General features: G+C 62.3%; 10 protein-coding genes. 7 read left to right on the top strand and 3 right to left on the bottom strand.

From position 1 onward, the window contains the following. Nucleotides 1-118: 118 nt before the first annotated feature. Nucleotides 119-724 (top strand): TetR/AcrR family transcriptional regulator, encoded by a 606-nt coding sequence (locus A7A77_RS12465; RefSeq protein WP_066558640.1) that lies wholly within the window; start codon nucleotides 119-121, stop codon nucleotides 722-724. 310 nt (nucleotides 725-1,034) lie between these two features. Continuing rightward, nucleotides 1,035-1,577 carry an MFS transporter gene (locus tag A7A77_RS12460; protein ID WP_066558637.1) on the top strand — a complete coding sequence of 181 codons (543 nt, stop codon included), beginning with the start codon at nucleotides 1,035-1,037 and terminating at the stop codon, nucleotides 1,575-1,577. Here the strand turns inward: A7A77_RS12460 and A7A77_RS17520 are convergent. Continuing rightward, nucleotides 1,574-2,331 (bottom strand): IS5 family transposase gene (locus A7A77_RS17520; protein ID WP_156500555.1). Its coding sequence is split into 2 segments (ribosomal slippage): nucleotides 1,574-1,995 and nucleotides 1,995-2,331, totalling 759 coding nucleotides; the frame shifts between segments, so codons are not numbered across the junction. The genes A7A77_RS12460 and A7A77_RS17520 overlap by 4 nt on opposite strands. 327 nt (nucleotides 2,332-2,658) lie before the next feature. Between A7A77_RS17520 and A7A77_RS12445 the strand changes: the two genes are divergently transcribed. Next, on the top strand, nucleotides 2,659-3,888 hold the full coding sequence (locus A7A77_RS12445) for an MFS transporter (RefSeq protein ID WP_066558628.1): 1,230 nt from the start codon (nucleotides 2,659-2,661) through the stop codon (nucleotides 3,886-3,888). 136 nt (nucleotides 3,889-4,024) lie between these two features. On the opposite strand, the gene A7A77_RS12440 is transcribed toward A7A77_RS12445, so the two are convergent. Continuing rightward, nucleotides 4,025-4,396, bottom strand: a complete 372-nt coding sequence (locus A7A77_RS12440; RefSeq protein ID WP_066558626.1) for a winged helix-turn-helix transcriptional regulator — start codon at nucleotides 4,394-4,396, stop codon at nucleotides 4,025-4,027. Nucleotides 4,397-4,648: 252 nt separating this feature from the next. Between A7A77_RS12440 and A7A77_RS12435 the strand changes: the two genes are divergently transcribed. From A7A77_RS12435 to A7A77_RS12420, 4 genes are all read left to right on the top strand, one after another. Beyond that, complete coding sequence (locus A7A77_RS12435) at nucleotides 4,649-5,545, top strand: NmrA family NAD(P)-binding protein (protein WP_172799907.1); 897 nt, start codon at nucleotides 4,649-4,651, stop codon at nucleotides 5,543-5,545. Between the two features lies 1 nt (nucleotide 5,546). Continuing rightward, nucleotides 5,547-6,314: an SDR family NAD(P)-dependent oxidoreductase gene (locus A7A77_RS12430; RefSeq protein ID WP_066558615.1), complete on the top strand. Its 768-nt coding sequence runs from the start codon at nucleotides 5,547-5,549 to the stop codon at nucleotides 6,312-6,314. 78 nt (nucleotides 6,315-6,392) lie between these two features. Next, nucleotides 6,393-7,298 (top strand): NADP-dependent oxidoreductase, encoded by a 906-nt coding sequence (locus tag A7A77_RS12425; RefSeq protein ID WP_066558612.1) that lies wholly within the window; start codon nucleotides 6,393-6,395, stop codon nucleotides 7,296-7,298. A 65-nt stretch (nucleotides 7,299-7,363) separates the two neighbouring features. Continuing rightward, nucleotides 7,364-8,227 (top strand): pirin family protein, encoded by an 864-nt coding sequence (locus tag A7A77_RS12420; protein WP_066558609.1) that lies wholly within the window; start codon nucleotides 7,364-7,366, stop codon nucleotides 8,225-8,227. An 823-nt stretch (nucleotides 8,228-9,050) separates the two neighbouring features. On the opposite strand, the gene A7A77_RS12415 is transcribed toward A7A77_RS12420, so the two are convergent. After that, nucleotides 9,051-11,042, bottom strand: a complete 1,992-nt coding sequence (locus A7A77_RS12415; RefSeq protein WP_066558606.1) for a ParB/RepB/Spo0J family partition protein — start codon at nucleotides 11,040-11,042, stop codon at nucleotides 9,051-9,053. Nucleotides 11,043-11,051: the final 9 nt, after the last annotated feature.

Raw genomic sequence — 11,051 nt, 5'->3', positions numbered from 1 at the left:
TAAAATTGTGGAGGCGTTGTTTTGCGCAAGCACCTTTCTAATACTGAAAAAAGATGCTCTTATTCTAGGCGATTAGGGCATCCGTGCCCGCGCTTCTTTTGCGATATGCCCTAGCAGTATGAATACTCCTTGCTCCGCTGAACGAAGGGGACGGCCTCGCGAGTTCGATTTGGACCAAGCGCTCGGGTCAGCGCTCCGTGTCTTTTGGTTGAGGGGATACGAAGCGGCTTCGCTGACGGAGTTGATCGAAGCAATGGGCATCACCAAGCCCAGCCTATATGCTGCATTTGGTAACAAAGAAGAGCTCTTCGAGCGGGCTTTTGACCTCTATGAAAAAGAGAAACTAGCCTATGTCAGGCGGGCGCTTGACGCGTCCACGGCGCGGGATGTGGCGCAACGGCTGATTGAAGGGACAATTGACAATACAACAGGCGAGTGCCGTGGTTGTCTTTACGTCAACACCGTGGTGGGATTTAAAGGCGAGCAGCCGCCAAGAGCTGAGAAAGGCTGCGTTTTTGCGCGATCTGCTTACTCGGCGGTCGCCGACAAGTTTCAGCGAGCAATCGACAATGGCGAATTTGCTGCAGAAGTCGAGGCGGAAGCTATAACGAGGTATCTGTTCGCTTTGCTCCACGGTCTGGCTGTCCAGGCCAGCGCCGGTGCAAGCCGTGAAGATCTGGAAAGCATTTCGCAAATTGCGCTTGCGCTTTGGCCGGGGCGCTAGCCATCTCAAATTGTCATAGTCTGAAGATGCAGCAAGGTTTGTCATGTGCCGCTGTGCGGCTGAAGCTTGAACCTCGGCAGATTGCCCGAGGGCCAAGAAAGTGCTGCACTCGCGCGTTCATCAAGCGCTTCGGAACCTGCCTTTGATCCACCATTTTCTTCAAGATGATTAGCCAAGCACTCTGTCGTTGAGATCACCCGCGCCAACCACGCGCACTTTGATCTCAGCGCCAACGAAATCCGTAGGGAACGGATTTGCAGTCGCAACTCATGGTATGTCCCGTGACCCCCAAGCGTGTGGGACTTAGCCCATGTCTCTGAAAGATGCCCAGGTAACGACTGTCGAGGCGTCCGATACTCGCTCCCCGCCGGGGAACGTGCGCGCCGTTTTTGGCGCGCTGTTGCTCGTGATGCTGCTGGCCTCTCTCGACCAGACGATCGTCTCAACGGCCCTACCGACCATCGTGAGCGAGCTTGGCGGTCTGGAGCATCTTTCGTGGATCGTCACCGCCTATATGCTGGCGACCACCATCGTCACCCCGCCCTATGGCAAGCTGGGCGATCTTTATGGACGCAAGATCGTCCTGCAGAGCGCGATCGTCTTGTTTCTCGCGGGCTCGGCGCTTTGCGGCATCGCCCAGTCGATGGGCCAGTTGATCGTTTTCCGGGCGTTACAGGGCCTTGGTGGCGGGGGCCTCATGGTCACGGCGATGGCCGTTGTGGGAGATCTCGTTAGCCCGCGAGAAAGGGGGCGCTACCAAGGCCTTTTCGGGGCGGTGTTCGGCGTCTCGACCGTGTTGGGCCCGCTTATTGGCGGCTTCTTCGTTGAACAGCTTAGGGTCCGGACTCATTAGAGCCACCATGTGACGAATGCTGCGATGGCGATGGTGGCCATGAAGGTCTTGATGTTGCGGTCGAAGCGAGTGGCGACGCGGCGCCAGTCCTTGAAGCGGCAGAACTTGCGCTCGACGACATTGCGCTGACAGTAGAGTTGCCGATCGTGCTCGATGTGCACTTTGCGGTTGGACCTGGCGGGGATGACCGGAGTGGTTCCGCGCTCGATAAGCCAGGAGCGCAAGGCGTTGCTGTCATGGCCCTTGTCGGCGACCAGATAGCGGGATGGCGGTACGGCATTGATCGTCTGGATAGCGACCTTGGCATCGTGCGTGTTGCCCGGCGTCAGCAGGAGGATGTGCGGGCGGCCCTTCTCGTCGCAGACGGCATGGAGCTTGGTGTTGCGTCCGCCTTTGGTGATGCCGATACCATGAGCCAAGGCCCCCCTTTTGCGCCGCCGGCGGTGCGGTGGACCTTGATGCAGCTGCTGTCGATGAAGAGCCTTTCAGGGACGCCATCGACCCCGGCGAGCTGGGCGAAGATCCGTTCCCACACGCCGCGTTCGGCCCAGCGCCGGAAGCGGTTGTAGAGCGTCTTCTTCGGACCGTAGACATGTTCCGGGCAATCGCCCCAACGACCACCGCTCTTCAGAGCCTGGACAATCCCGGAAAGCACGCGCCGGTCATCGACCCTTGGCATCCCGCGCGTATCGTTCGGCAAGAGCGGCTCGATCCGCGCCCACTGATCATCCGAAAACCAGAAGAAATCCGCCATTCACCAAGCCTCCTCGCTGGAGGCACGTGAATCACATTGCAGCGCCGGTGTGAATCCCGTTTATGGGTCCGGACCCTAACTGGCGCTGGATTTTCTACATCAATCTTCCGCTCGGCCTGATCGCCCTTGCGGTAATCGCCCTGGTCTTCACCGCTCCGGCCGAGCGCCGTTCGCCCGAGATCGACTATGCCGGCGCCGTCCTGCTCGCAGTCCTGCTGACCTCCCTGGTGCTGCTGGCGAGCCTTGGCGGACATACGCTCGCCTGGTCATCGCCGGCGAGCATTGCCATGGGTGGGCTCGCACTCGCCGCGCTGATCGCGGTTTGTCGTGGCGGAGGGGCGCGCCAAGGAGCCTATCCTGCCCCCTTTGCTCTTTCGCAATCGTATCTTCGTCGTCTCCGCATCGGTCAGTTTCATAGTCGGCGTGGCGATGTTCGGGGCGATCACCTACATGCCGGTCTATCTCCAGGTCGTGAAAGGCATCAGCCCATCGGAGGCCGGTATGGCGCTGACGCCGATGATGGGCGGTGTGCTTATCACCTCCATCGCCAGCGGACAGATCATCAGCCGGACCGGCCGCTATCGCATTTTTCCGATCCTCGGCACCGCGATCATGACTTTGGGTCTCTGGCTGCTATCCATGCTGGACGTCCATACCGATACGTGGATCGCCTCGGCGTTCACACTCGTTCTCGGGCTTGGCCTCGGCATGGTGATGCAGGTCCTCGTGCTCGCGGTGCAGAATGCGGTCGACTATCGCGATCTTGGAACAGCCACCTCGGGCGCGACGCTGTTCCGCTCGATCGGCGGCTCGATCGGCGTATCGATCTTCGGCGCCATTTTCGCGGCCGGCCTGGCGAGCGAACTGGCCGGGCATCTTCCCGCTGGGGAGCCCTTGCCGACCGCGACCGATGCTGCCAGCATTGCCGCGCTGCCGCCCGGCATGAGATCCGTCTATCTCGAATCCTTCGTCGCAGCTCTGCATCCGGTTTTCGTTGCGGCGACCGCCGTCGGGCTGGTCGCCTTCGCCTTGACCTGGCTGCTGCAGGAGATCGAGCTGCGCGAATCCACCCGGGCTGAAAATATCGGCGAGAGTTTCGCCATGCCCCACCAGGCCACGTCGCTGGAAGAACTGGAGGTCATCATCGCCCGCGTGACCCGCCATGAACATCGCTGGGAAGCGATCGAACGCATTGCTGCCAGTCTGAAGCTAGATTTGCGTCCCGACGAAATGTGGATGTTCCTGCATCTCGCCCGTCGTGACGGTTCGATGCCGGCTACAGAACTGACAGCCGACGCCGACGCTTCCGAAGAAGAGGTGGCACGCCTGATTGAGAACCTTGCGTCCCGGAACATGACATCGCGCGAGACGGACGGGAGCTTGAATCTTACCGAGGAGGGGCGCGCGACCTTCGAACACATGGCCGCGAAGTACCGCGCCCGGCTGCAAGAGATCGTCGAGCGCTGGTCGCCGGAGGATCACCCCGAGGTGCGAACGATGCTGACCGCGTTCTCCCGCCAACTGCTGGCACAAATGCCCCGTGTATCCACATCCTGAAGCCTGGGTAGGTTCAATGAATGCAGCCATTCCACATCTGGCAATCGGGCACCCGTTAAGCTGGCCGGCATGCCAACGATCCTCCTTGGAACAAATGCCGTCGACTTCAACCGGCGACAGTCGCGCCTTTGCCGACCTATGCCCTTGCATCATAGAGGGTCTGTGCATTCTCGATTTGGGTCAGGTGGCAGAACGCCCATAGGCCGACAGCCTCGATCGGTTCTGCGAGCGAATGACCCAACTCGGTCAGTTCATAGTCTACCCTGCGTGGAACCGATGGCGTGACCGTTCGGGTGACGAGCCCGTCGCGCTCGAGATTGCGCAGTGTCAGAGTCAGCATTCGCTGCGAGATACCCTCGACGCCGCGCTTCAACTCCCCGAAACGCATCGACTGTTCGCGCAGAAGCATGATAACGAGCACACTCCACTTCCCGGCGATGCTCGAGAGCACGCGCGAGACCCGCAGGCAATCGGCCGTATTGTGGATGATGGGATCGGTTCGTTCCATGTGACCTCGGTATCATTGCTGTGCCGTCTTGCGGCGTCTGGCGAGAGCCTCATATGTACCGGGTTACGAGAAGGAACCAATGGCTGAATTGGAACGACCGCTGGCCGCAGGCATGCCGACACCACCGTTCCACCCACGTGCTAAAGCTACGGCTGCCGACTTGATCGGCCGCCATCACGCCCGCGGAATGGATCACCTGCAGCCCACACTTATCAAGACGAGGATAATATGACCGAAACAGGCAAGCTCATCGTGCTGGCAGGCGCAACCGGAGATTTGGGTTCGCTGATCGCCGACGCGCTTATGGACAACCCGGAAGTCCGATTGCGCGTCCTTGTGCGTCCCCAAAGCGTCGCAAAGGCCGCGTCTCTGCGCGCACGGGGCGCGGAGATCGTGGAAGTCGACCTGGAGGACCGGGACAATGACGCGCTACTGGAAGAGGCCGTGAGCGGCGCCTTCTGCGTGATCTCGGCGATACAGGGCGGTCCCGACGTCATCATCCATGCCCAGCTTCGTCTGCTCGAGGCGGCCCGCAGGGCCGGCGTGCGGCGCTTCATTGCGTCCAATTTCTCCTACAATATCTTCGGCCTGGACCATGGCGACAACATCAATTCGGACGATCGCCGCGCCTTTGCGCGCGCGGCCGAGGAGGCGAAAGGCGATGTGGAACTCGTACAGATCCAGATCGGCGCTTTCCTCGATCGCAAGGTCCTGTTCGGCTTTCTCGGCGCGTTCGATATCGAGGAAGGTCGCGCATTTCTCTGGGGTGACGGCAATGAGGCGATGGATTTCACGACCTATGCCGACACGGCCCTGTTCACGGCCGAAGCAGCCGTCGACGAGGCAACCTTGCCGAGCGTGTTTGAGGTCGCCGGCGAGACCCTCGACTTTCATGGGCTCGTGAAAGCCTATGAGGAGGGATCGGGCATATCCGTGAAAGTCGAGCGAATGGGAACGCTGGCCGATCTCGACGAGGAGATCGAGCGACGCCGGCACGCAGAGCCCGACAACATTTTCGCCTGGCTGTCACTCATGTACTGGCGCGCGATGCTCTCCGGAAAAGCCAGGCTTCGTTCGGTCGCTAACAGCCGGTATCCGCAAATCGCGCCCGTCGGCGTCGCGGAATATGTCCGGCGGGAGGGATTGTGACATGAGCAGCATCATTGACCTCGAGAAGGCCGGCTATCCCAACCTTGCCGACCGCCGCGTCGTTATCGCGGGAGGAACGGGGGATGTGGGCGAAGGCCTTTTGCGGTCGTGGCTGAAGACCGGCGCGCAGGTGATCGTGCCTTCGCGGACCGAGGGCAAGGTTGAGCGCTTCTGCGAGGCTATCTCCGACCTGGGCGAACCGGCCAACCTGCATTTCGTGACCGGGAGCTATGCGAGCTTCGACGAGGTGGACAGGCTCGCACAGCAGATTGTGGACGAGCATGGTCCGGTCACCGATGTGGTCGCTGCGCTTGGCGGATGGTGGCAGGGCAAGCTGCTGTGGGAGATTTCGAGCGAGGAATGGCAACGCTATTTCATCGATGCCTCCACTGCTCATTTCGCGAGTGCCCGAGCCTGGAGTCCGCGCCTGCCGCAAAGCGGCAGCTATCAGCTGATCCTTGGCGGCAGCGCCACGCAGGCGGTGCCCAAGGCGTCGATCATCAGCATGCAGCAGGCCGCGCTGCTGATGATGCGGCGCGCGCTTTCACAAGAGGCCGGCGACCGGCACCGGGTCGCGTCACAGATCCTGGGGCCGGTCGTAACCCGAGCGCGCAAGCACATCGATCCCGAATGGGTGTCGAACGTGGAGGTCGGGCTGGTCTCGGCCGCCATCGCCGCCGATCCCGCGGCGACCGGCACGGACTATGTCTCTTACGACAAGAAGCAGATGCTCGAGACCCTGCAGAAGTTGAATGTCTATCCGAGATGAAGCCGATGGCGGGTCGGTAGCGCGCGCGATCTCGTCGCGCCTCGGCCGCCACCGGATCACGGCCGCAAGGAGATCGCCATGAAAGCAATCCAATATACCGAGTTCGGAGGCCCCGACGTTCTGAAAATGGTCGAGGTCGATGCACCGCATGCCGGGCCCGGTGAAGTGCGGATCGCGGTTCGCGCTGCCGGGATCAACCCTGCCGACTGGAAGCGGTTCACCGGCCTTTTTCGCGATTTCATGAAAATCGAGCTCCCCGCCGGGGTGGGGTTCGAGGCGGCCGGAATCGTGGACGAGCTTGGCGAGGGCATAACGGGCATTGCGTTGGGCGACGCAGTTTTCGGGCTCGCCGCCGATGCAATGGCGGAATATGCCGTGCTTTCCAGCTGGGCCGCCAAGCCGGACGACATGCCCTTCGAAGTTGCCGGGGGGCTCGCCGTGGTGGCCGAAACCGGGACGCGCGCCATCGACCAGGTCGGTGTGGAGGCCGGGCAGACGCTTCTGGTGAACGGCGCCGCGGGCGGGGTCGGCTCAGCCGTGATCCAGCTTGCGCGTGCGCGGGGCATCACCGTGATCGGAACGGCCAGCGAAGCGAAGCACGACTATCTGCGCGGACTGGGGGCGATCCCGACAACCTACGGGCCTGGTCTCGCCGACCGGGTGAAGCGCCTCGCACCCGACGGCGTGGACGCCGCGCTCGATCTCGCCGGTTCGGGCATCATCCCCGAACTGATCGATATCGTCGGCGAACCTTCACGCGTTCTTTCCATTGTCGACTTTTCCGCGCCGGAGCACGGCGCGCAATTCTCGACCCGACCCCAGGACCGTCCGGAACGGGCGCTGGCCGAAGCGGCCCAGCTCTATTCCGAAGGCGCCTTTCGCCTGCATCTCGCAAAAGTCTTTCCGTTTGCGCAGGTCGGAGACGCCTATGCGCTCAGCGAGGAAGGGCACGTCACCGGCAAGCTCGTCGTTTCGCTCGCCTGATCGGAGGCAGCGGCGAGGAAGTCGGGCTGACCGGCTTGCCGCAACAAGAAGATGGACATTCATAGATGACGACCCGTTTGACCCCCGTCATATCCGCCGAACGCGCCGATCTTGGCGGCGCCTTTTCCGCCCGCCGCGTGGAGCCGGGACGGTTCGGGGATGCGGCCGATCCAGTCATGGGGTTCGACCGTTACCGCATGGACGCGGTGACCTTCGCGCCCCATCCGCATGCCGGCTTCTCGTCCATTTCCTATCTCTTCGAGGACAGCGCCGGCGGCCTGCGCAACCGTGATTCTCTCGGTCATGATTTCGTGGTCGAGCCGGGGGGTATTCTCTGGACGCAGGCCGGATCCGGCGTCATGCACGACGAACTGCCTGCCCAGACTGGAAAGCAGGTGCATGGCCTGCAAATCTTCATCAATCTGAGCGCCGCCAACAAGGACAGCGCGCCGCGTGTGATGCGCCTTGCCGCGGACGAGGTGCCGCTCTGGACGAGCGAACGGGGAAGCCGCCTGCGCATCATGGTCGGTAACCATGCAGGCATTGTCTCGCCACTCGAGCCGACCGAACCGGTCAATCTCTTTGACCTGAACCTCACCGCCGGTGACGAGGTTACACTGCCGCTCGCGGTTGGCTGGGATATGCTGGTCTATGCCGAAAGCGGCTCGGCGCAGGTGCACACGGATGGCGGAGCGGCCTCGCTGGCGTCAGGCGACGCTGTGGCGGCGGTTGCGCACGATGCGGACGATTCCGTGCGTCTTGTGTCGCAAGTCGGCGCGCGGCTTGTGATCCTTGCCGGGCGCGCGCTGCGCGAGCCCGTGGTCCAGCACGGCCCCTTCATCATGAACGATGAAGCCGGCATCCGCGCGGCGATTGCACGCTATCAACATGGCGGAATGGGCGTGCTCGAGCCAATCGCCTGGACATAACGTCGGTTCGGCGATCCCGCGCGGAGCCATTCAACAAGGCTGAAATTGGCCGAGGTGGTAATACGCATTTTATTGCTGGTGGGGACCTGAAATGGTTGAGCCTACGTGCACTTGATATCGAAGCACTTGGTCGGATCGGCGTTGACGAATAGCTTCGAGCCATCGGCTCCTCGCGTCGTGACAAGACCGACCGGCCGCGAGCCAGCTCAGTCGTCCGCCCATTCCCACAAACGGGTAAATATCCGGCGGTAGTGCCAGGCAGAGCGAACCACCAGATCGGCCAGATGCTGCCCATACGCAGCTACCCGGTCAGGAGCCCAGTGACACAGGCCGGTAACGGCAATTGCGGGAGCCACCAGCGAGAGACCGACGGCGGCCAGCGTTCCAGCAACAACGCACAGTCATCGGCAAGCGATGATGAGATCAGCAGCGGGTTCATGAATCCCGATCGGTTGAGTGCGACCGTGAAATCGCCTGCGGCAGCGCAGCCGGCGGCGGCGAGTGTGTGTATTCCACCGACGCTTCATGCCCACGCCGATACCTCTACGTCGCCGTGTTGACTTCGGCTACGGCGGGTATTTTAGCCGAATGACGGCAAGCAGCCCTTGCCGATCCAGCGTCTGAATGTAGGGCCGATTTTGAGGGACCATTCTAAGACCGCCAACGACGGCTTTGTGGGCGGGTGCTGACACGCTGCCTCAGCACTAAGAATGACAGCATTCAGTAGTATCGTGACGAACGCCGCACTGGGGGAATACGAAAAGGCGGCCCGTCCCGAGAGGGACGGACCGCCCGCCGAGTGACCTGGACCTGTCAGGAGGGGTCAGGCAGCCTGCTCGGCAATCTCGCCAGTCGTGACGTCGCTGACCAGCTCCTCGGTTTCGTCATCAATCGACGCATCTTCCTTTAGGTCGGCTGGAACGTCAGCATCGGTGAACCGCATGATCGAAGGAACCCAGGCCTTCGCCCGTTCCTTGACCTCGGCCTCACCGATGAAGTTGCCCGAGAAAATGCGCTCTGCAGCGCTCGCCAGTTCGGCCTTCTTCGAGGCAGCATAGCGACTGACCAGTTCGGGCCCGCCTGCCGCATCGAGCGCCTCGAGCGTACGGGCCTTGGCCACCCGGTCGAAGTAGTTGGTCGCCGTGGGACGCCACCAATGTGCGGTCTCGATTTCGAGCAACGAGCCGAGTGCCTCGTGCAGTGGCACCGAACGCTCGCCTTCACATGCAAGGCTGGCAACCAGCGTGCGAGAGACGACATGGCCAAGCCAGGCCGAGCGCGCCTCGTCTGACAGTGCCCGGAATCTCGCAAACCGATCGACATCGCTTTCTTCCGAGCGCCAGCTTTCATCGAGCGACCCGGCGAACTCGGCTAGGGCAGCGCTCGCCGGTGCATCCTTGGCCTCGAACCCGGCAACCGGGCCGGAAGCGACAGAGCCGACCAGCGTGGACGCTTTCTTGGCGCGCCAGTCATGTCCATCGGCATCGGCAAGCGTGAAGACCATGAAGTCGAGCGCCAGTGCGGGATCGTTGGCCAGATGGATGGCCAGGATGTCGCGGCGTTGCATCGCGAGCTCGTCGAGCAGGCGCTGCGACAACGAGCTTCCCTTGGGCTTCGCCGGACCGTGCTCTTCAATGGCCTCGACCACACCTTCGTCAGCGATGACCTCGGTCTCGGTGTAGAACTGTGGGACCAACATCGGCTCGCCATTGCGCGAGAGGACGAGGAAGGCGCCGGCCTCCGGTTTCAGTTCGTCGGCGAGTACCGGCGGCCGGTCATTTAGCGCGCGCACAGCGCGGTCGATCACCACCAGTTCCTTCTCGGCCTTGGCAACCTCGTCCTCGTCGCTGTCTTCGTCTTCGAGCACGGCGGCCACTCGGTCGTAGTCGGCCTCAAGTTCGCCGAGCTCCCGCGCTTCCTGTTCGGTCATCGGCGCAGGCTCGCAAGGCAGACGGCTCAGACCTTCAACAAGGTCATGGCTGACATAGGTGCCAAGGGTCGGGCGCACCCAGGCAAGGCCATATTCGATCGCGGCCTTTCCTGCGGCTTCTTCCATGGCCTTGTGCGCGAGATCCTCGAGCAGCGCGACATCGATCCAGCTTTCACTGGCGTCATCGTCGAACAGTTCGCGTTCGATCCGGCCGCCTGCGGCGAGGTAGGCATCGCGTCCGACGAGCACGGCTCGCGGATCCGAACCGCGCACCGTGGCATCAAGCACCATGCGGCGGATCGTGTCGGGCGTGCTCTGGTACCAGGCGTCCTGCAGTTCGGCATAGACATGCGCCTGGCGCTCGACATCTGAGATCGCGCCGTAGGCCTTGGCCATGTCGAGCGTGATCGTGCCTTCGGCGAGCGCTTCGAAGACGCAGGGCGCGAGACTTGCCAGGCGCAGACGTCCATCGACGAAACGGACGGTGAGGCCGAAGCGGCGCGCCACGTCTTCGGTGGTAGCCCCTGCCTCGATGATGGAAGCGAAGGCCTGCGCCTCGTCAGCCGGATTCATCGCGAGACGCTGGAAGTTCTCGGCAAGGCTGGCTTCGCGCACCTCGCTTTCCTCGCCTTCGATGACGAGGCAGGTAACTTCATGGCTTTCGGACAAGGTGCCCTCTTCGGCCAGCGCCTGTAGCGCGGCGAGACGGCGACCGCCGGCCTCGACCTCGAACTTGCCGCGCTTTCCTTTGCGCACGACGAGGTTTTGCAGCAGGCCGCGCGCGGCGATGTCTGCCCGCAGCTGGAGGTCGGCCAGCACGTCGCTCGACTTGCGAACGTTGCGCGGGCTCGGGACGAGCTTCTTCAAAGAAATCGACTGGATCATGGGTGTTCT

This window comes from Croceicoccus bisphenolivorans (assembly GCF_001634625.1).
GTDB lineage: Bacteria > Pseudomonadota > Alphaproteobacteria > Sphingomonadales > Sphingomonadaceae > Croceicoccus > Croceicoccus bisphenolivorans.
The sequence above is the reverse complement of the archived record's forward strand: the minus strand, read 5'-3'. Positions and strand labels throughout refer to the sequence as shown.